The organism is Arcticibacter svalbardensis MN12-7, from assembly GCF_000403135.1.
GTDB lineage: Bacteria > Bacteroidota > Bacteroidia > Sphingobacteriales > Sphingobacteriaceae > Arcticibacter > Arcticibacter svalbardensis.
Map to the genome: position 1 here is coordinate 26,865 of NZ_AQPN01000100.1, position 21,006 is coordinate 47,870.

Sequence of the window (21,006 nt, forward strand, 5' to 3'; positions counted from 1 at the left end):
AAAACTAAAGTGGCCGAACTATTAAATCTGAAAACATTTACCGATAAACGTGGAAACCTGACTGTTATAGAAAAGGTAATCCCTTTTGATATTAAGCGTATTTTTTATATTTACGGTGTAGATGACTCTGTAAGAGGCGGTCACAGACATCACCAAACTATTCAGGCCGCGATCTGTATTAAAGGAAGCTGTACAATTTTTAACCACAATCACGTGTTAAAGGAAGAATTTCTGTTAGATACACCCGATAAATGTCTGTTAATTCAGCCGGAAGATTGGCATCAAATGCACAGTTTTAGTGAAGATGCAATCCTAATGGTGCTGGCATCAGAGTTTTTTGACGCAGCAGATTATATATATGACCCTTATCATGATTGAATACGAAAGTCTTAAGCTCCTGAATACCCCCTTTATGGAAAGCTATAAAAAGAGCTTTGCAGATACATTGGAGAGTGGTTGGTTTATCCTGGGAAATAATGTTTCGACATTTGAACAGGAATTTGCTGTCTACAATGGGTCAAACTACTGTGCAGGATTAGCTTCCGGACTCGATGCCCTTATCCTGGCCTTACGCTGTTTCGATTTTCCTGCAGGCAGCGAAGTCATCGTTCCCTCAAATACCTATATTGCTACCATTCTTGCCGTGTATCACAATAACCTGGTACCAGTCCTCGTAGAGCCCGATCCGCTTACATATAACATTGATCCATCAAAAATTGAGGCAAGTATAACCGCGAAGACAAAGGCCATTCTCGTAGTTCATTTGTATGGAAAGGCCTGTGATATGGATCCTATTATGTCAATCGCAGGTCAGTATAACCTAAAAGTGGTAGAAGATTGCGCACAGTCACATGGAGCTGAGTACAAAGGGAAAAAAACAGGAACCTTTGGCGATTTCGGTGCATTTAGCTTTTATCCCACTAAAAACCTGGGCGCACTGGGCGATGCAGGAGCCATTACTACCGACGATAAAGAACTCTATGAGAAGATAAAGGCACTTCGTAATTACGGATCAAAAGTCAAATACATAAATAAATATATAGGTACAAATTCCAGGCTCGATGAAATACAGGCAGGTTTTCTTTCCGTAAAGTTAAAGCGGCTCAATGAGATCAACAGCCATAAACGCCGTTTGGCCTCATTATACCAGGAATGGCTGAGTGTAGATTTCATAAAACCCGTCGTACATGACGATTACTTCGACGTATTTCATATCTATACGATCAGGCATCCCGAAAGAGATCAGCTAAGAGCCTACTTGCTGGAGCATCACATAAAAACCGAAATCCATTATCCCATTCCACCGCATCAGCAGAAAGCTCTTGAAGGTAAGTTTGAAGGATTCCATTACCCGATATCAGAAGAAATACATCAAACAACACTAAGTTTACCCATTTCATTCTGCCACACCGAACAAGATATAGGCCGCATAATAGAAGTATTAAACCAGTTTTAAAACGCCCAATAATATCAACAAAACCCCCCTTAACCCCCATAATACCCCCTTCAAACAGCAAAAACGCCATTATCATTAAATTAAATTCCATATTTAAAATATTTAGTATTAAAATTGATTGGTCATTGCATGCATTGAACCACCAATTTTAGCAGATGATAAAGTACTTCAAAAATAAGTTTAGGAAAAAGCCTAAAGAAGAATATGGCTGGTTTGGCAACTATCCCTCCTGGGAAGAGGCCGTTGCGCATACGGATGGATACGACAAAGAAAATATCTTAGCCAAGACAAAGGCTTCTTTATTAAAGATAAAGTCAGGAGAAGCCATCTATGAGCGCGATTCAGTTATTTTTGATCAGAAGGAATATCCCTTTCCTTTAATTACTTTTTTGCTGCATAGTGCTAATCAAAAAGGAACAGCCCTGCATGTACTTGATTTCGGAGGATCATTAGGAAGCACTTATTTTCAAGTCAAGGAGTTTTTAACCCCACAAATCTGCGCCAGTTGGGATGTCGTAGAACAGCCTCACTATGTAAGTTGCGGTAAGCAATATTTCGAAGACAATACCCTGCATTTCGCAGATTCCATCGAAGAAGTTCTTGCCGTTCATCCTATTGACTTGGTGCTTTTATCGAGTGTGGTGCAATATCTGCCAGAGCCTCATGTCTTTCTGGAAAAGCTGGTATCATTCGGATTTAAGTACATCATTATAGACCGAACCGCTTTTGTAGACGAACCCTCCGATAGGCTGACCATCCAAAAGGTATGGCCCTCTGTTTACGAAGCCTCCTATCCCTCCTGGTTCTTCAATCAAAAAGGATTTTTACACCATTTCAAACAAAAATATACCCTTGAAGCGCAGTTCACAACCTATGTAGAAGGCGAATCGATCATCGAAATCGATCATGAACCCATTGGCAGAGATAAGGGATTTTATCTGGTTATAAATAAAGATTGATTTGTAGCTAACTAAATAGACTTTGATATTTTCAACCATCTTTTAAGCCTCCTTGTGAGTTTCTTATATTTTCTTTTTTTATCATCAATATTAAAACCACTTCCTACCATAATATAGTCAGCTTCATTTTCAGGCATTATGTATTCTGGATGGGTGATTTCAGTGATATTAAAGGAAGGAATATTAGCATCTGTACTACTAATATCAAAAGTATGCGTTGCGCCTTCTCCAAATCCTATATTGGTAATTAGATTTATATTTGGAACGATACAAAGGAAACTATTAAAGTAAGAGGTAAAAGCAAACTGATAATCCCAATAGTTACCCTTACCTTCTTTTATTTCATGAAAAATATAAAGGAGTTCTTTTGTTATAAAGGGATCGTTAAAGACAGATGGAATTCTTTCTATTGCTTGTTTGTCATTATAATTTACTAGTTCTTTATCATAGTCCTTCCAAACGCGCCTCCATGAAGCCCATCCCCATATATGCACCTGTTTAGAGAAATAATAAGAAGCATCCCCCCAGACACGTCCATGTTGAAGATTACAACCACCAATGGACCCTATTCTTGCATCATATCTGTATTTTTCCAATAGGGTATCACAAAAATAAAAGAAGCTGTTATTTGGTAGGCAGTCATCTTCAAGAATAATGCCTTCTTCTTCAGAATCGAAAAACCACCTAATAGCATCCGATACCGCATCTTTTGCTCCCATGTTTTGTTCCCTGAATAAAGTCTTTATTTCACAAGGCCAGTTAATGTTTTCAATAATCTTTCGGGCCTCTCTGCACAGCAAATCTTCACCTTCACGATCCCGACGAGGTCCATCAGCAGCAATATATAACCTGGCAGGCTTAGCTTCACAGATTTGTTCAAAGACCTTCTGAGTGGTATCCGGACGGTTAAATATAAGAAAGAGAACGGGAGATGTAGTTTGATATGCAGGCATCAGTGATTATACTTTTTTCTTTTGTTTTTAAATTGTCTCCACCGATACTTAAAATAAACAGTCAAGCTGCAGTACTTCATTACAATTCCGGGGAAATCCTGATCAAACAATGGATCAGGAACAGATTGGGAAATTCCTCCCTGTGCAAAATTAGCTATAATTAAAGGATGATATGCCTTTTTAATTGACGAGTCGTTCCAACATTGAATATTAAGCAGATGATCGCCCCCTGTAGGGTATTTTTCACAGTATCTGTATTTATCAAAAACACGTTTTGGATATAGCACACTATGATGGCAAATGCAGTCGTAGGTCAAACGATAGGGACTAAATACTCCTCCAAGCGTCATGTCGCCCCAGGAACACTGCCCATAGTAAATCGTGTCCCGGTCCTTTAGTAATGCTGCCATAGTCGAAAATGCGGGGTATAACGTATCATCCGCGCCAAGAAAGTAAATCCAGTCGCCTTTTGCCTGTTTCAATCCCTTATTCATTGCATTAAAAATACCAGTGTCTGCTTCGCTCTTCCAGTAAGCTATTTTTGAGTCATTATGCTCCAGGATTTCCATAGTTCCATCCGTACTGCCACCATCAATAATGATATGTTCTATATTCGGATAGGACTGTGTCTGGATGCTATCTATACATTTTTGAATATGCTGATGAGCATTAAACGTTACTGTGATGATGCTTATAAGTGGCTTATGTAAGATTGCTTTATTTGAAGGCTTCATTCGAATTTGAATTAAGCAAAATTAAGCAATTTAATAGTGTGACCACGAAATTCAGAAAAATTAGTAGGTTTGAATGATGTCTGAAAAACTACTTTTAAAAGCGTACACCATTAACAGTCAAATGCCTAAAAATTATGTTGAAGGCGAATTGGATTTTTGTAGAAGAGAATTTACATACCAAACTTTTGACGTAGAGCTAATAGAAGTCGATGATTGTCTTGTTAATGATCAGGGATTTATATACACCAGTTACTTCAACGTGCACAAAAAATCGTTGCTTAATCCTGATTATTATTCCGGATACTTTAATCTCAAGCATTATTTAAAAAAGGTTATATTTAGAAATAAAAAAGAGACAGATCCCGATAAAAAATATCTGCTTGCATTTAACGAATGGGGCCATGCTCATTATCACTGGTTTTGTGATACCCTTCCCCGCATTTATAGTGTTAAAGAATCTTTAAAGGATTATTATTTATTGCTGCCTGATCATTCTTCCTATATAAAAGAAATTGGATTGAAAAGCCTTGAGTTATTGGGCTTGCATCCTAAAGGAATTGAATTTATCAAGAGTAATGAATTACTTCAGGTGAAGCATTTATCATTAGTTACTTTAAGCTGCTTGCCTGGTTATATAAATGATCACCTTATAAGCAGAATCTCTGAAGATATATTGAGGCGTTCTGGAAATAATAGCCTTAAACCGAAACGCAAACTTTATATAATACGAGGAAATGTCAGGTATAGAAAGGTCTTGAATGAAGATCAGGTGCTTGATGTAATGAAACACTTTGGGTATGAAATAATCAATTATGAAAATATGAGTTTAGAGGAGCAAATAAGTGTTACTGCCTCCGCCAGATGTATGGTTTCCATTCATGGGGCAGGTTTAACCAACATGATATATATGCAGCCAGGTAGTAATGTGCTGGAGTTTAGGAGGGATCGGATCTATCATAATCAATGTTATTGGCATTTAGCCGATGCTGTTCATCTTAATTATCATTATCTTTTTGGCACTCCTGATGATGATTTACTTGTAATTGAGAGTGAGGGCTGCAATCTTACAATTGATATTGGTAAATTAGTTGCAGTTCTTAATCAAATGGAGTAGGTCTTAGTTTTGAATATTTAAGCATAAATATATAATATAGGAACATGTATAGTAATAAACCAAGTGATCAAGGGGAGGTTAATCGTATACCTGTAGTTGAGGTCCTCAGCAAAGAAGATATCATACGTGATGAGCTGGAACGTTTATCGCTGTTACCACGTTTCGAGGTAGGCTATACGCATGTTATATTTCATAAACCATTTAAGTTTCATGACGGATTAAGCTTTGTAGCTACCTACAAAGAACTTTTTGAAACCGGAATCTATAAATTTAATCCATCAGAAACAGCCAGAACAATTTTAGATTGTGGTGCTAATATGGGTCTGAGTGTCTTATATTTTGCATTAAATTATAAAGAGCACCAGATAATTGCCTTTGAGCCCGAAGAACATATTTTCAATATCTTACAAGAAAATGTAGAAACGTTTAAATTGGAAAATGTTAAGCTTTTCAAGAAAGCGGTATGGGATAAAGTTGGCAATCTGAGCTTCTATACAGACGGAGGAATGGGCGGCAGAGTGCTAAATGCTTACGCCAATCAGCAGCCTAAATCTATTGAAGCAGTGCCTTTAAAAGACTTTCTAACAGATGATGTCGACTTACTTAAAATAGATATTGAAGGGGCTGAAGATCTTGTTCTACGATCATGTAAGGGCCTTCTAAAACAAGCTAATCATATTTTTTTCGAATATCATAATCATATAGGTTCAAAACAGACCCTGCATGAGTTACTTCTGCTTATGCAGGATGAAGGATTTCACTATTATATCAAAGAGTCAGCTGTTCTGAATAGTCCATTTACTGATAAAATATTGATCTGTGAAGCTTTTGATATGGCAATTAATGTTTTCTGCTATAAAGAGATCAGGAAGAAGCTTTAGTTTTTTAAAAATCATCCATTGCGTCTTTTTGCCATAATGCTTTAAACAATGCACATAGGTCTCCAGCTGTTTGATTCTTCCTGCCATTTTTTCTACTACAACAACTTTTTCCCTGATTAAAGATGCCAGTGTTTCCTTTGCAGGAATAGTGCTGTCATTATCATAAATGTAAAACTTCTTCACTTCTATTTTTCTATGATAGTCAATCCATTCAGCCAGATATTAATTCTCATCTTTCATAATGCAGCAAAGTGAAAGGTAGTTGCTTTTTTTATTGAAGAAAAACATAGGATTAGTATTTCTAAACAGATACAAAATGTATCTATTTAAAAAGTATTGAGGAGTGTTAGGAAGCCAAATAAAACATGAAACTGATATTAATTTTCCCGATTTAAATTAGAACTTTAACTTTACTTCTACAAATACTAATGCGAGACTTAATGATTGACAAGCCGATAAAAAGTTTAATATCCATCATAATACCTACCTACAATTCGGAAACGAGTATTAAAGAATGCCTGTTAAGTGTCCTTAATCAGAGCGTAGATAATTATGAGATCCTAATAATTGATAACGTTTCAAGTGATGAGACAATCCGTATTGCAAGTGATTTTAATGATAATAAGATCAATATTGTAAGTCAAAAGGATAAAGGTGTATATGATGCTATGAATACAGGTATTCAACTTTCGAAAGGAGAATGGTTATACTTTTTAGGTAGTGATGATATTTTAAAAGATAATGATGTATTATATGACATAAATAATTATATAAAATTGTCTGACTCCAATTTTATATATGGAAATGCCTATTTTAAAAATAGTGGTTATATATACGGCGAAGAATCTTCGATAGAAAGGCTCCTTATAGAGGGTAATATATGTCATCAGGCGATATTTTACCACTACAGCATTTTTTCGTTAGTAGGATTGTACAATTTAAAGTACCCTATTTGGGCAGATTGGGATTTCAATATTAAATGTTTTAAATTTTCTGCCATAAAGACTGAGTATGTGAATAGAATTATTGCGGTTTATAATGATTACAAGGGGATTTCACGTGATGATGATGAGGTTTTTAAAAAACAACTGCCCAATTTTTATATACAGGAAATAGATAGGCTAAACATAGAAATAGGCACCCTTAATAAAAAACTAAATTCTTTTCCTTATAATATTGTCGAGTTTGTAAAAAAACCATTTATAAAGCGAAGATAAGCCAAGATCAGTTTAATATTAATACGTATAAAAATGCCCATATTGCAAATCATAAATGGTAGAATTAGTTAGAGTGATTATTCCTGTCTATAAAGGATTAAGTTATTACGAAACGGTTTCGTTAAGACAGTGTTTCAGTGTGTTGTTTAATCATCCGGTTACATTAATTTGCCCTCCCCATCTTAACATAGACGATTATTTAACTGTCGCTAAGGATTGCAGCAAAGAATTGGCGGTAGAACGATTCAATGCCGAATTCTTTGATGGCATTGATGGATATAACAAGTTAATGATGAGTCTCGATTTATACGAGCGCTTTAAAAATAGCACCTATTTGCTTATTTATCAAACCGATGCATTCGTGTTTAAAGATGATCTCCAGTATTGGTGCGACCGCAATTACGATTACATTGGAGCACCATGGCCCTTTGATGTTACCGGCTGGTTAGATGCCGGATACCCAAGAGAAGTAATCCGGTATCATAAAATATTTGGTAGAAAAAAGGTTTCTTCAGTAGGAAACGGTGGACTTTCATTACGAAAAACAAGCTCGTTCATCAACAATCTTCGGTTTTTTAAGCCCTTTATGAAAAGATGGAAATTTAATGAAGATATGTTCTTTAGTCATTATGTAAATGCAATGAATCCTTTCTTCAAAATACCCAAAATCAAAATAGCCCGACGATTTGCATTTGACGTCAATCCAGCCGAATTTCTTGAACTTAATGATCATGAACTTCCTTTCGGCTGCCATGGATGGTATCGCGATGATTCGGATTACGAAGGCAACTTATTATTCTGGAAAAAGTTTATTGAAGCTTACGGATATTCCTTGCCTTAACCCTTAAATACATAGCTTTTTAAAGCATAATAATAAAGCTTTACATATAAAAAGGGATCTAGTTTTAACACACTGGAATAACGTAATACATTTAAAATAGCTTTTAAATCGTAATGCCTCTTCATCAGTTCCAAAACAATATACCGGTAAGATCTTTTTTCTGTGTAATGAATATCTTTATCGCTATATCCAGCCTTATTAACAGGTAAGTAATCTCTCCATTTTTTATGTAGCTTGAATGTTTCGTTCATCCATTCTTTTTCAAATTTACCCTCTGAATAATGTTCTAATAAGATGTCAAATATCACTGCAACCTTATATTTCTGTCCTATAGCTAGCGAAATGTCAATATCATAACAATGAAATCCTTTGAAGGTCTGTTCATCAAAAGGAAACTCCTTCCAGATATGCCTTTTTGTGCAAAGCCATACGCCATCTAAAACAGCTACTTCTTTTATTAGCTCATTCCCTGGATTACTTAAATAAAGATGACTAGTCTCTTTTTTGTACTTATAAGTTTGAATGATATTGACAAAATTTACGCCATATGAACATATGTGGGGGAAACAACCAGAAAAAACGCTTGATTTATAACTACTTCCCGCAATGCCTATTAAGCCCAGGTTCTGATCAAGATCAAAATGATTTATAACGTTTTTACCCCAACCAGCTGTTTTAATGTTTATGTCCTCATGCATAAAACATAAAAACTCAAAGGTCGCTTGTTTTGCTCCCTCATTATAAACCTCACATATTCCTTTCTCGCCCGATTGATTATCCATGGCAATGATTTCATAAGGAACTCCAATTGTTTCTTCAATGTTCTTTCCAACAGCCTTAAGTTGCTCTGGATTAACTGATGATATAATAATAGAGATCATGCTTAACTTTTATTCTTATTCACTAAACGTCTGCATTTCCACCAACCGTCTATATACGCCGTCATGTGCCATCAATTGCGAATGTGTACCCGTTTCAACTATCTTACCCGAATCCAGCACCGCAATCATATCCGCATCCTTTATCGTGCTAAGCCTGTGCGCAATCACCAGCGTCGTACGGTTCTTCATTAACTTATTCAATGCATCCTGAACTGACTTTTCAGACTCAGTATCCAATGCAGAAGTCGCTTCATCCAGCAGCATGATCGGTGGATTCTTCAAAACAGCCCGGGCAATATTAATACGTTGCTTTTGTCCGCCTGATAATTTAATTCCACGGTCGCCAATGTTCGTTTGATACCCATTATCGGTATTCAAAATAAACTCATGCGCGTTAGCAATACGGGCAGCAGCCTCAACCGCTTCCTTAGTAGAATCGGGTTTACCAAAGGCGATATTGTTAAAAATCGTATCATTAAAAAGAATAGACTCCTGGTTCACAAAGCCGATCTGCTTGCGCAGGGAATCCATGGTGATGTTTTTAATGTCTAAGCCGTCAAAGTGAACACTACCACCCTGAGGTTCTATAAAGCGGGGAATCAGGTCCATTAAGGTAGATTTACCTCCACCTGATGGCCCTACCAGCGCAATGGTTTTTCCAATTGGGATAGTCAGGGATACATTACTTAATATCACTTTATCTCCATAGCTGAAATCGATGTTTTGCAGCGATATGGATTCTTTAAATTCGGTTACTTCAACTGCTTTGGGTGCATCCTGAATACTGGGTCTCATATCAATGAGTTCTAATATACGCTCACCTGCCGCTAAACCCAGGTTGACCCCTGTAAATGAATCGGAGAGTGCTTTAGCCGGACGGGTTAACTGGGAAAAGATCCCGATATACCCGATAAACATGGGAGCAGTGAAATTAGGATCGCCGCCAAGCACCATACTTCCTCCATATAATACGATGACCACGATCATCAGTACACCCAGAAATTCCGATATAGGTGATGCCAACTGTTGCTTAATGGCCATCTGTCTTCCCAACTCCGAAAAATTCTCATTTTCATCATTGAACCTTTTGGTGATAAAAGGCGTGGCATTAAATGCTTTTATGATTTTTACTCCCGTTAGCGCTTCTTCCAGGTTACTGACCATCACCCCAAAGGACGACTGCGAATTGGAAGCCACATTCTTTAAACTCTTTACCAGTTTAGCTATAAATATGGCCGAAATAGGAATAAATAGGATGGATATGAATGATAGTTTAGGCGATATAGCAAAAAGTGCGACCAGGTAGGCAATAAGCTGAAAGGGCTCGCGAAATACCACCTGCAGTGTGCCGGTAACGGTAAACTGAACCACCTGCACATCATTGGTAATCTTCGATATGATATCTCCTTTGCGTTCATTATTGAAAAAGCCAAGATGCATGTTCATTACACTCTCAAAAACAGTTCTCCGGATGTTAAGAAGGGTATGGATCCTTAAATTCTCCATGATGCGCTGAGAGGTATACTTAAAGAGGTTGCTCAATAAAACAGAAATCAATATAATGCCGCAGATATACTGTAAAGCGCCATAAGTTCCAAAGGCTTTATTGAATTCCTGTGAGTAATAATTAAAATTACCCATCATGTTAAAAGCACTTTCTGGTTTTACGTAAACAGTGCCCTTTGCAGAAGTATTAAACAGGAATGTAAGTAATGGAACAATCAAAGCCATATTCAATGTATTAAATACGACCGCTAGCAGTGTGGTTACAATATACGGAATTGCAAATTTTTCAATAGGTTTTGCAAATAATAGTAATCGGAAATATGTCTTCATTTATTAAATCAATCTGCAAAAGTATTAAAAAGGACTGGATTGAGCTCTAATTATCATGTAATAAGGAATATTACCTCGATCGTAAAACTATATATTTGCGGAGCTCAGACTTTATAGTATATGCTGCCCTTAAAAAGCTATCCCAAAATATCAATTATTACTCCCTCTTTCAACCAGGGAAAGTACTTGGAAGAAACTATTCTTTCTGTAATTTGTCAGCATTACCCCAATCTGGAGTATATAATTATTGATGGAGGAAGTACTGATAACTCAATAGAGATTATAAAGAAATATGAAAAGCACCTTTCATACTGGGTAACTGAGCCGGATGAAGGTTTGTATAATGCCTTACAAAAGGGTTTTGAACGTTCAACGGGAGATATCATGGCCTGGATTAATTCGGATGATATGTACCATCGGAAATGTTTATTTACCGTTTCGGCAATATTTAACTCCTTTCCAGAGCTGAAATGGTTAACCGGGTACAATACGTTCTTTAACGAAGAAGGACAAGTATTTACGTACGATAATGAACCTTATCAGCAACGCTGGTCAAAATGGCGAATGTACGCGCTGAAAGGAAAGTTTATTCAGCAGGAATCAGTGTTTTGGAAGAGAACTTTATGGGAAAAAGCAGGTGCAAAAATTAATGTTCAATATACCTTAGCGGCAGACCTTGATCTTTGGATGCGTTTTTTTAGACATGAACGCTTATATAGTTGCGCTTTTATGTTGGCTGGCTTCCGTTTCAGACGCGAAAATCAAAAGAGTAACCAGCAAAGAGGTGAATATATGGAGCAGGTTGAGCAGATTGTTGGAAGAGAAAAGGACATAAATAAAGATGCCCTGAATTCATTTATGCGTCAGCTGATGATTATAATGTTGCGCATTGTTCCTTTTGGAAAATTCAATGAGCGGCTTGCTTACAAAGTATTACAATTGCCTCGGAAAATTGTATTTTCTTTGGAAAAAGGATTTATTCTAAGTAAAAGATAATATGTTTTTTAAAAAGATTCTTTAAGTCTCTTGAAAAGGAACCGTAGCCAAATCATTATCCCATAGTTCTCTAAAATCAAGGATGATTTCCTTTTTTCAAATAGGGCATCTTTCTTCACTGATGAGATGCCAGTATGGTTGAATATGGCTACCATATGGTCTTTGAATTCAAAATCAAATAACTTGTCCTTCCAACACCACATATTGAGAACCTGATCAGCGGAAATAGAATAATCATCCGGAAAAGTATATTTTTTAAACACAGAAGAAGGGTAGATCATTGCCTGATGGCATATCCCTGTCTTAGCGTGAAGATAATCGGATAAACGTCCGAGATATTTCATGCTATCTTTTAAAACACTTCCATAGTAGATAGTAGACTGGCTTTTCAATTCTTCAGCTAAATCAGAAAAGCCTTGCAGTAATTCATCGTCAGCACCCAGAAAATAAACCCATTCACCTGAAACATGATCGAGTGCTTTATTCATAGCATCATAAACACCATAATCTTTTTCACTCTTCCAGTAGGCTATTGAAGGGTGATTAGCTTTCAATATATCTACCGTACCGTCGGTACTTCCTCCATCAATAACGATAATTTCCAAATCGGAATAGTGCTGGTTATAGATGCTGTCTAGGCATTTCTGCAATATTGTTGCTACATTTAAAGTGACAATAACAATAGAAATCATGTTAAATGCTCATCTGAGGCTGAGGTGCGAATTGATAATATTGACTGATTCCACGACTGCAATACGTAATCTTATCCTTGATCGCATGTGCCAGCCGGTGTTCATTTTCATGATTGCGCACTAAACAATGGTTCCCATGATACATGTGGAAAACAACGCCTCCAAACTTAATCGCCCGTTTTTTAATCCCCGAATTGATCAATCGCACCGCAATTTCATTGTCTTCCTTACCCCAACCACAAAAATCTTCATTATATCCGTTCACTTTTATCAGGTCGCTTTTCCAAAAAGCCATGTTGCATCCCCGCAGATATAGGTTATCACCTTGTTTATAACGGTCCGCAAAATAGTCCCTCAAAAATTTAATCCGCATTCGGTTCGTATGGTTCTTTAACCCCGGCAAAAGAAGGCCTGTCTGAGTTTGATTATTTTTCATCACTACTTCCGTGCGCGACTTGTCCATCAAAACACGACTCCCCGTAATAAATGCTCCCTTTTGACTTAGTTCTATATGATCTTTAATAAAGTGCTTGTGCAAGGTAAGGTCTCCGTCAATCTGGATAATATACTCATGTTGAGCCTGAGCAATGGCTTTATTCCTAATTTTTGCCAATTGGAACCCTTCATCTTCCTGCCACACATACCGAAGCGGTACAGGAAAATCCTTGATATATTTTTCAACTAATGCAAGAGTTTCCCATGTCGATCCATCGTCCGCAATGATTACCTCATCGGGCATAATAGATTGTTTGCTCACACTCAATAAGCATAAGCTCAGCGCCTCAGGCCAATTGTATGTTGAAATAATTAAAGATGTTTTTATGTTATTAGCCATATAATCAATTGTTATACCCTTGAACACAAGTTTTTAACTTATTATTTACTGTGTTTTTTACCAAATCTGCATGTGCAGGTTCGTTTTTTCGGGATGCTACTGCGTGATATAAATGAAATTGAACGGCACACAGCTTTACTATCTTTTTAATAATGTGATTATTGATAAACCGGGCAGCTAGCTCTTCGTCTTCATGTCCCCAACCCTTTAACTGGTTGTCGTATCCGTTTACCCGGATGAAATCCGATTTCCAGAACGCTAAATTACTGCCTCTAACACTTCGTGATGACCAGACTTTTCGAATCCCCAATTGCCTGAGCATGGGAATATGAAATGCATTTATCCGGTGTTGTACTCCTTTTGAAAAAAAATGTAGTCTGATATCTCCTGTTTTCAGCACTTCGATTGTTTTTGTGTGTGTCAGCATTGCTCTTGTACCCCTTACAAAGGCGCCTTCCTCTCTCACCAATAGATGATCTTTTATAAAATCAGGATGAAGAATTACATCCCCATCAATTTGTACTACATAAGTAAACGAACTTTCCCTGATCGTTTTGTTTAATATTTCGGCCTTTCTAAAGCCTTCATCCTGTTGCCAGACATGGATCAATGGAACCGGAAAAATGGACTTAAAATAGTCGATCACCTTTTTCGTTTCCTCCCCCGATCCGTCATCTGCAATCAGTACCTCATCAGGTAGTTGTTTTTGATTCAATATACTTAATAAGCATATCTCTAGTGCTTTAGGCCAGTTATATGTCGATATTATTAAGGATACTGAAGATTTTTGCATGCATTCGTATTGAAAATGTTACCTAACTTACGCATTCAAATGATATAACGCTACATATATATTATATTAATAGTTTAAAAATTATATGTTCGATGTTATGATAAAGCAATTTCACTTGCTGTCTTTTTGTATTACGTAGAGATAATAGAAAAGGATACTTGTGCTGAACAATTAATTTTTTACTTATGAATCTTTCCATAAAGTTCATATTCCTTATTTATCTTTTGACCTGTTTTTAGGTCGTTATTCCCTTTTAATCGGCAATCATTCGGGTAATTGCTAATTTGTTATACAATTTGTATAAAATAATATACTACAGTGTGTAGCGAAATGGCATGTAAAGTTTAAATTAAATCGCTACGATTAATGAATTGTCTTTTTAATGGCACAAACTAAAAAAAATGAGTTTTAATAAAAGAAAAATTATTTCTTTTGTATGTATTTAATTATCAAGGCTCTATTAAACATCAAATACAGCCGATTTGTTAAATATGGGTGTTTCGATTTAAATCGGACCGTTATTTTCAAATATTAATAAAACCTTTTACTACACTTGATGTTTATTTTTGAAAATTGGTATAATGTTTGATTATTTGTGAATGTCAAACTTATATTTACTTTTGTCAAAATTATTACAATTAAAAATTTGTTTAACCTTAAAACAAACTAGAAATGAATTATTCTACAATTAAGAAGGTTGTTGCTGGATCTTTGTTCTCGATGGCTGCATTAGCTGCATCAGCACAGGACTCAACTTCTACAACAACTTCAACAACTTCTGCTACAGTGTTTGGCGGAAGATCTCAGTACAGAACCTGGTCAATCGGTATCAATGGCGGTGTTTTATCTCCAGTGATCCCTTTTGGAACCAATGATTACAATGATTGGGACGCTAACTTCGGTTACGGTCTATTCATTAAGAAACAACTTGCTCCTTCTTTCGCTTTGAAATTAGACGGACATGCAGGTAAAGTATCAGGAGCATTTGATGCTAATGATGGAAGATCAGGAACAGCTACTGGTTTACGTCAAGACTTCGAAACTGATATCAACTATGCAGTATCTTTAAAAGGTGTTGTTAATGTTGGAACTGTTTCTTTCTTAAGCAGACAAAAAAATGTTGACTTTTTCGTACAGGCTGGTGCTGGTTTAACTGGTTACACTCCTGATGATGATGGCGACAGAACTGAATTATTTATTCCGGTTGGTGTTGGTATGAACTTCAGATTAGGTGAAGTTGTAGCTTTCAACTTAGGTTACGATGCTAACTTCTTAGATGCTGATAACTTAGACAGAACTTGGGCTAACGGTGCATCCAACAAAGACAAATGGTCTTACGGATATGCTGGTCTTGAATTTACTTTAGGTAGCAAATCAAAACCAAGTCTACAATGGTCTAACCCAGTAGCTTTAATGTATGATGAATTAAAAGATCCTACATTACGTCAGGAAGTTGAAGCTTTAAAGACTCGCGTAAGCACTTTAGAGAATACTGTTAATCAACTTGCTGCTGATGCTGATGGTGATGGTGTATCTGATCGTTTTGACAAATGCCCAGGAACTCCTGCAGGTACTGTAGTTGATGGTTCAGGTTGTCCAATTGTATTCCCTGCTGCTGATTCTTCTGCTGCTGGTCAATACGGAACAATCCAATTCGAATTCGATAGCTCAGTATTAAAGACTTCTTCTTACCCTACATTGGATAAGGTGTCTTCAGACTTAAGAGCTAATTCAACTACTGTATTAGACTTACAAGGTCATGCATCTGCTGAAGGAACTGAAGAGTACAACATGAGTCTTTCTAGAGATAGGGCTAACTCAGTTAAAACTTACTTAGTAAACTCAGGAGTTGACGCTAACCGTGTAACTGTTGAAGCATTCGGAGAAAGCAAACCTATCGCTTCTAATACTACAGAAGAAGGTCGTATGCAAAACCGTCGTGTTGAGATCAAGTAATTTGATAATATAGTATATAAGCATATTATCTGAAAAGGGCCCCAAAAGGGCCCTTTTTTTTGTCTAAAAACTAGCTATTTTAGGACGAGATACTAGCTATATCAGGACGAGCTACTCCTGATTTTGCTCTTAATTTTTCCGCAGCTTCTGCCCACCTCCTCCGCACCTTCTCCGCACCTTGTCCGCTCGCCAAGCGAGTAAGCTGCGTCTCAGGTCAAAATTAAATCCCTTTCAGTTACCTTCTTTCCAGAACTTTCTTCCTGCCTGATTCTAACTTATTTTTGTTGTTTGTAAACCATTTCGTAAATTGGATCTGTAAGCGCTTTTCATACCAACCTTTGTTAAATTTTAGTAAGTTTGTTTTATGTATTTCTTTAGAAAAAAAGATTCAGACCGCCCGCAAAGCATTAACCTGAAGGTGATGCATATCATCAATACAATAGCTATTCTTATGTTCCTTTTCGGGATCATTTACAAAATAATTGATTGGTATTTTCTATAATCATGAAGCAAATAATTAAAACAGAACGCGCACCAGCTCCTATCGGTCCCTACAACCAGGCTATTTTAGCCAATGGGGTATTATATGTATCCGGTCAGATTGCCATAAACCCCGACACCAACGAACTCGTTACCTCTTCAGTGGAACTGGAAACGCAACAGGTGATGTCCAATTTAGATGCGATTCTGAATGAAGCAGGATATAGCTTTTCCGATGTGGTAAAAACGACTATCTTTTTAACCGATATGAGTCTATTCTCAGTGGTGAATACCATTTATGGCGCCTATTTTACAACCGACTTTCCAGCACGTGAAACCGTTGGGGTAGCTGGATTGCCAAAAGGGGTTCGTGTAGAAATTTCTGTTCTTGCCACTAAATAATCACATTCCCAAATAATCAGATCATTCCGTACCTGAAACCGTTTAATCGCCTTTTATAAGATATGGGGGCCGAACTCAACTTACAAACTCCTATAGAGTACCTAAAAGGCGTAGGTCTGCATAAAGCCGATCTGCTTAAAAAGGAATTGGGCATTCATAATTTCGAGGATCTTTTACTGTTTTACCCTTTCCGTTATATCGACAGAACGCGTTTCTACAAGATCCAGGAGCTCAATGGCGATTTGCCTATTATCCAGGTGATTGGTCGTGTGATAGCGAAGGAAATTATAGGAGAGAAGCAAGCCCGGCGATTGGTGGTGCAATTGAAGGATGAAACCGGTGTGATGGAACTGGTCTGGTTCAGGTCGCTTTCCTGGATCGACCGCATTGTGCACGCCGGACTTGTGGTCATCGTCTTTGGTAAACCCAACGAGTTTAATGGCAAGATCTCCATTTCGCATCCGGAACTGGAGATTTATAATCCGACCCTGAAAAAGTCCGGCAACCCAACCCTGCAGCCTGTTTACAATTCTACGGAGAAACTAAAACAGAGTCACCTCGATAGTAAAGGCATCCAGAAGCTGCAGGAAATCCTGGTCGACACCGTGGCCGCACAACTCAGCGAAACCATTCCCGATTATATCCGCCAAAAGTATGCACTCGTTGGTAAAGTTCAGGCCATCAGGGAAATCCACTTTCCGGCTACGATGCAGTCGCTGGATCAGGCCATTAAACGATTGAAGTTTGAGGAGCTTTTCCTCATTCAGCTCCGCCTCTTGCATAATAAACGGCTCAGGACTGATAAGTTTAAAGGCGCCGTATTTGCCACAGTAGGCGATAAATTCAATGAATTTTATGCCACTAAGTTACCTTTCGACCTCACGAATGCGCAAAAGCGTGTGCTCAAGGAAATCAGGATGGATACACAGCGTGGCGTGCAAATGAACCGTTTGCTGCAGGGTGATGTGGGCAGTGGCAAGACCGTTGTGGCACTCATGACCATGCTTTTGGCGGTCGATAATGGTTACCAGGCCTGCATCATGGCGCCTACAAGCATCCTGGCTAACCAGCATTTGAAATCTATTCAGCACCTGATTGGCGATGATTTCATCAGGATCGCTTTATTAACAGGAGCGACACCTAAAAAAGAGCGGCGTAAATTACATGAAGCACTGCTTGATGGAAGTCTGAATATTTTAATTGGCACCCATGCGCTGATTGAAGATCCTGTTCAGTTTCATAACCTGGGCCTGGCGGTTATTGACGAGCAGCACCGCTTTGGTGTGGAACAAAGAGCCAAATTGTGGAGAAAGAATAAAATACCTCCACACATGTTAGTCATGACGGCTACCCCAATTCCACGAACTTTAGCCATGACCCTGTACGGCGACCTCGATATTTCCGTCATCGATGAGTTGCCGGCAGGCAGGAAACCCATCAAAACCATCCACCTGTACGAAAATCAGCGACTACGGATGCTGGGTTTCATGCGGCAGGAAATAGCAAAAGGCAGACAGGTGTACCTCGTTTATCCCTTAATAAAGGAAAGCGAGAAATTAGATCTGCTTTACCTCGAAGCGGGCATTGAAGATATTTCAACCGCATTCCCCTTGCCCGATTATCGGATCAGTATAGTGCACGGTAAATTAAACGCAGCAGATAAGGAATTCGAAATGCAACGTTTTGTTAAAGGCGAAACGCAGATCATGGTGGCCACAACCGTGATTGAGGTAGGCGTTAATGTGCCCAACGCCAGTGTGATGGTGATTGAAAATGCAGAGCGTTTCGGACTTTCCCAGCTACACCAGTTGAGGGGCAGGGTAGGCAGAGGTGCCGAGCAATCCTATTGTATCCTGATGAGTACCAATAAATTGAGTGCCGACGGACGAATTCGTCTCAATACCATGGTGCGCACCAATGACGGCTTTGAAATTTCGGAAACAGACCTGAAGTTACGGGGACCGGGTAACCTGGAGGGCACACAACAAAGTGGGGTGCTGGACTTGAAGCTGGCCGATTTAGTGCATGACCAGGAGCTGTTGCAAACCGTCCGCAATGAAGTAATAGACCTGTTCGATCGGGATCCCGAACTAGCAGCAGAGCAAAACAAGATCCTGAAAGAATTCTTTCAAGACGCCAATCCCGGCATTCATTACAATAAAATCTCCTAGATATAATAAACTGAATAACAGTTTGGTAATTAAACAATTTAGCCTATCTTTGCAAACCCTTTTTAAGGGTAAGTAAATTGTTTAATTAATTTAATATCAAGCAAGTGAATACGTTAAGTTACAAAACTGTCTCAGCCAACAAAAAAACCGTTAATAAAGAATGGGTAGTTGTTGACGCACAAGGCGAGATTTTGGGGCGCTTGTCTACTAAGATCGCAGTGATGATCCGTGGTAAGCACAAGCCTACTTTCACCCCGAACGTAGACTGCGGTGATAACGTCATTGTTATCAATGCAGACAAGGTAAAACTGACCGGAAACAAACTAAGTGATAAAACTTATGTTCGTTACACCGGATATCCAGGAGGTCAGCGCTTCATTTCTCCTAAGGAGTTAATGGCTAAGCATCCAGAACGCATCATTGAAAAGGCTGTTCGCGGAATGTTACCTAAAAATCGTTTGGGCCGAGCATTATTCGGAAATCTGCATGTATATGCAGGTGGTGAGCATCCTCATGCCGCACAAAGTCCAAAAGAAATCAAACTTTAATTAAAGGAGAAAAGAAATGTCGACTACAAACACTTCAGGAAGAAGAAAAACTGCAGTTGCCCGAATTTATTTAAACGATGGAACTGGCAACATCATTGTTAATAAAAAGGAGTACAAAGAATACTTCCCAACCTTACCGTTACAGTACATTGTGAATCAGTCATTAGAAGTTTCAGGCAATGCCGGAAAATTCGATATCACTGTAAACGTTGCTGGTGGCGGAGTAAAAGGACAAGCGGAAGCAGTTCGTTTGGCAATTGCAAAAGCTATTGTTGAGTTAGATCCGGAAGCTAAACCAGGTTTAAGAGCAAAAGGTCTCGTAACACGCGATGACAGAATGGTTGAACGTAAAAAACCAGGACGTAAGAAAGCTCGTAAAAAATTCCAATTTAGTAAACGTTAATTTCAGGGAGATCACACAATGGCAAGAACAACATATCAGGATTTACTGGATGCAGGTGTACACTTTGGCCACCTTACCCGTAAATGGGATCCGAAAATGTCACAGTACATTTTCATGGAGCGTAATGGCATCCACATTATAGATTTAAATAAGACTTTAATAAAAGTTGAAGAAGCTGCAGCAGCAATCAAACAGATTGTAAAATCAGGCCGTAAGGTTTTATTTGTAGCGACTAAAAAACAAGCGAAGGACATCGTTGCTGAACAAGCAAAATCAGTTAATATGCCTTTTATTACCGAACGTTGGTTGGGTGGTATGTTAACCAACTTCTCTACTGTGCGCAAGTCAATCAAAAAGATGTCTAACATCGATAAGATGACTAAAGACGGTACTTATGATGTATTATCTAAGAAAGAGAAATTGATGATCCAGCGTGAGCGTATTAAATTAGAAGTACTTCTTGGAGGTATTGCTGATTTGAACCGTTTACCTGCAGCATTATTCTTAATCGACGTAAAGAAAGAGCACATTGCTGTAACTGAAGCATTAAAGTTGAATATCCCTACTTTCGCAATGGTGGATACAAACTCAGATCCTTCAAACATCGATTTTGCTATTCCATCGAATGATGATGCTACTAAGTCTATCCTTTTGATCACTGATATCATTATCAAGGCGATTCATGAAGGATTAGATGAACGTAAACGTGAAAAAGAAGATGAAGCAGAAAAAGAAGCTGCTGCTGCCAAAGCAAAGATCGATAGCGGTCATGTTGCTGAAGTTGCTGCTGCCAATGAAGCTGCTGCAGCTAAAGGAGAGTAATTCTTCGCTCTATTAAAAGAGCATAACATATTTGAA

Annotated in this window: 23 protein-coding genes; 15 read left to right on the forward strand and 8 right to left on the reverse strand. The window is 38.0% G+C overall.

Going from position 1 to position 21,006, the window contains the following annotated elements:
* The first annotated feature begins 9 nt into the window (after positions 1-9).
* The 3 genes from ADIARSV_RS13130 (at position 10) to ADIARSV_RS13140 (ending at position 2,415) form a co-directional block, all read left to right on the forward strand.
* On the forward strand, positions 10-378 hold the full coding sequence (locus ADIARSV_RS13130) for a sugar 3,4-ketoisomerase (protein ID WP_040300047.1): 369 nt from the start codon (positions 10-12) through the stop codon (positions 376-378).
* Entirely contained in the window at positions 371-1,456 is a 1,086-nt protein-coding gene (locus ADIARSV_RS13135; protein WP_040300049.1) for a DegT/DnrJ/EryC1/StrS family aminotransferase, read from the forward strand. Before ADIARSV_RS13130 ends, ADIARSV_RS13135 begins: the two co-directional genes overlap by 8 nt.
* Before the next feature lie 155 nt (positions 1,457-1,611).
* Positions 1,612-2,415: a TIGR04325 family methyltransferase gene (locus ADIARSV_RS13140; RefSeq protein ID WP_016196043.1), complete on the forward strand. Its 804-nt coding sequence runs from the start codon at positions 1,612-1,614 to the stop codon at positions 2,413-2,415.
* Between the two features lie 11 nt (positions 2,416-2,426).
* On the opposite strand, the gene ADIARSV_RS13145 is transcribed toward ADIARSV_RS13140, so the two are convergent.
* Positions 2,427-3,368, reverse strand: a complete 942-nt coding sequence (locus ADIARSV_RS13145; protein ID WP_016196044.1) for a hypothetical protein — start codon at positions 3,366-3,368, stop codon at positions 2,427-2,429.
* On the reverse strand, positions 3,368-4,102 hold the full coding sequence (locus tag ADIARSV_RS13150; RefSeq protein WP_016196045.1) for a glycosyltransferase family 2 protein: 735 nt from the start codon (positions 4,100-4,102) through the stop codon (positions 3,368-3,370). Before ADIARSV_RS13150 ends, ADIARSV_RS13145 begins: the two co-directional genes overlap by 1 nt.
* Before the next feature lie 121 nt (positions 4,103-4,223).
* On the opposite strand from ADIARSV_RS13150, the gene ADIARSV_RS13155 reads away from it, so the two are divergent.
* Positions 4,224-5,216, forward strand: coding sequence for a glycosyltransferase family 61 protein (locus ADIARSV_RS13155; protein WP_160166668.1), 993 nt, complete (start codon positions 4,224-4,226; stop codon positions 5,214-5,216).
* A gap of 44 nt (positions 5,217-5,260) precedes the next feature.
* Positions 5,261-6,097, forward strand: coding sequence for an FkbM family methyltransferase (locus tag ADIARSV_RS13160; protein ID WP_016196047.1), 837 nt, complete (start codon positions 5,261-5,263; stop codon positions 6,095-6,097).
* Here ADIARSV_RS13160 and ADIARSV_RS23215 read toward each other — a convergent pair.
* Complete coding sequence (locus tag ADIARSV_RS23215; protein ID WP_083936586.1) at positions 5,993-6,316, reverse strand: glycosyltransferase family 2 protein; 324 nt, start codon at positions 6,314-6,316, stop codon at positions 5,993-5,995. The genes ADIARSV_RS13160 and ADIARSV_RS23215 overlap by 105 nt on opposite strands.
* A gap of 209 nt (positions 6,317-6,525) precedes the next feature.
* Between ADIARSV_RS23215 and ADIARSV_RS13165 the strand changes: the two genes are divergently transcribed.
* Together ADIARSV_RS13165 and ADIARSV_RS13170 are read left to right on the forward strand one after the other, a co-directional pair.
* Positions 6,526-7,314 (forward strand): glycosyltransferase family 2 protein, encoded by a 789-nt coding sequence (locus tag ADIARSV_RS13165; protein ID WP_083936587.1) that lies wholly within the window; start codon positions 6,526-6,528, stop codon positions 7,312-7,314.
* A 55-nt stretch (positions 7,315-7,369) separates the two neighbouring features.
* Complete coding sequence (locus ADIARSV_RS13170; protein ID WP_052017020.1) at positions 7,370-8,155, forward strand: DUF5672 family protein; 786 nt, start codon at positions 7,370-7,372, stop codon at positions 8,153-8,155.
* Here ADIARSV_RS13170 and ADIARSV_RS13175 read toward each other — a convergent pair.
* Positions 8,152-9,036: a glycosyltransferase gene (locus ADIARSV_RS13175; RefSeq protein WP_016196050.1), complete on the reverse strand. Its 885-nt coding sequence runs from the start codon at positions 9,034-9,036 to the stop codon at positions 8,152-8,154. The genes ADIARSV_RS13170 and ADIARSV_RS13175 overlap by 4 nt on opposite strands.
* Before the next feature lie 15 nt (positions 9,037-9,051).
* On the reverse strand, positions 9,052-10,872 hold the full coding sequence (locus tag ADIARSV_RS13180; RefSeq protein WP_040300051.1) for an ABC transporter ATP-binding protein: 1,821 nt from the start codon (positions 10,870-10,872) through the stop codon (positions 9,052-9,054).
* A 120-nt stretch (positions 10,873-10,992) separates the two neighbouring features.
* Here ADIARSV_RS13180 and ADIARSV_RS13185 point away from each other — a divergent pair, with 120 nt between their 5' ends.
* Positions 10,993-11,868, forward strand: a complete 876-nt coding sequence (locus ADIARSV_RS13185; protein WP_016196052.1) for a glycosyltransferase family 2 protein — start codon at positions 10,993-10,995, stop codon at positions 11,866-11,868.
* Positions 11,869-11,876: 8 nt separating this feature from the next.
* Here ADIARSV_RS13185 and ADIARSV_RS13190 read toward each other — a convergent pair whose 3' ends face one another.
* The 3 genes from ADIARSV_RS13190 to ADIARSV_RS13200 are packed head-to-tail and all read right to left on the reverse strand — an operon-like array spanning position 11,877 to position 14,188.
* Positions 11,877-12,560: a glycosyltransferase family 2 protein gene (locus tag ADIARSV_RS13190; protein WP_040300053.1), complete on the reverse strand. Its 684-nt coding sequence runs from the start codon at positions 12,558-12,560 to the stop codon at positions 11,877-11,879.
* Between the two features lies 1 nt (position 12,561).
* Positions 12,562-13,395 carry a glycosyltransferase family 2 protein gene (locus ADIARSV_RS13195; protein WP_016196054.1) on the reverse strand — a complete coding sequence of 278 codons (834 nt, stop codon included), beginning with the start codon at positions 13,393-13,395 and terminating at the stop codon, positions 12,562-12,564.
* Positions 13,396-13,399: 4 nt separating this feature from the next.
* Positions 13,400-14,188, reverse strand: coding sequence for a glycosyltransferase family 2 protein (locus ADIARSV_RS13200; protein ID WP_040300057.1), 789 nt, complete (start codon positions 14,186-14,188; stop codon positions 13,400-13,402).
* Between the two features lie 672 nt (positions 14,189-14,860).
* On the opposite strand from ADIARSV_RS13200, the gene ADIARSV_RS13205 reads away from it, so the two are divergent.
* From ADIARSV_RS13205 to rpsB, 7 genes are all read left to right on the forward strand, one after another.
* Entirely contained in the window at positions 14,861-16,144 is a 1,284-nt protein-coding gene (locus ADIARSV_RS13205; RefSeq protein WP_016196056.1) for an OmpA family protein, read from the forward strand.
* A gap of 364 nt (positions 16,145-16,508) precedes the next feature.
* On the forward strand, positions 16,509-16,646 hold the full coding sequence (locus ADIARSV_RS23065; protein ID WP_016196058.1) for a DUF6728 family protein: 138 nt from the start codon (positions 16,509-16,511) through the stop codon (positions 16,644-16,646).
* A gap of 2 nt (positions 16,647-16,648) precedes the next feature.
* A complete protein-coding gene (locus tag ADIARSV_RS13210; RefSeq protein WP_016196059.1) occupies positions 16,649-17,026 on the forward strand; it encodes a RidA family protein in 378 nt (125 codons plus the stop codon).
* 62 nt (positions 17,027-17,088) lie between these two features.
* The gene (gene recG, locus ADIARSV_RS13215; protein ID WP_016196060.1) at positions 17,089-19,197 is read left to right on the forward strand and encodes an ATP-dependent DNA helicase RecG; all 2,109 of its coding nucleotides are present in this window, start codon (positions 17,089-17,091) and stop codon (positions 19,195-19,197) included.
* Between the two features lie 104 nt (positions 19,198-19,301).
* Positions 19,302-19,745: a 50S ribosomal protein L13 gene (gene rplM, locus ADIARSV_RS13220; protein WP_016196061.1), complete on the forward strand. Its 444-nt coding sequence runs from the start codon at positions 19,302-19,304 to the stop codon at positions 19,743-19,745.
* Positions 19,746-19,761: 16 nt separating this feature from the next.
* Positions 19,762-20,148: a 30S ribosomal protein S9 gene (rpsI, locus tag ADIARSV_RS13225; RefSeq protein WP_016196062.1), complete on the forward strand. Its 387-nt coding sequence runs from the start codon at positions 19,762-19,764 to the stop codon at positions 20,146-20,148.
* A gap of 18 nt (positions 20,149-20,166) precedes the next feature.
* Complete coding sequence (gene rpsB / locus ADIARSV_RS13230; RefSeq protein ID WP_016196063.1) at positions 20,167-20,970, forward strand: 30S ribosomal protein S2; 804 nt, start codon at positions 20,167-20,169, stop codon at positions 20,968-20,970.
* Positions 20,971-21,006: the final 36 nt, after the last annotated feature.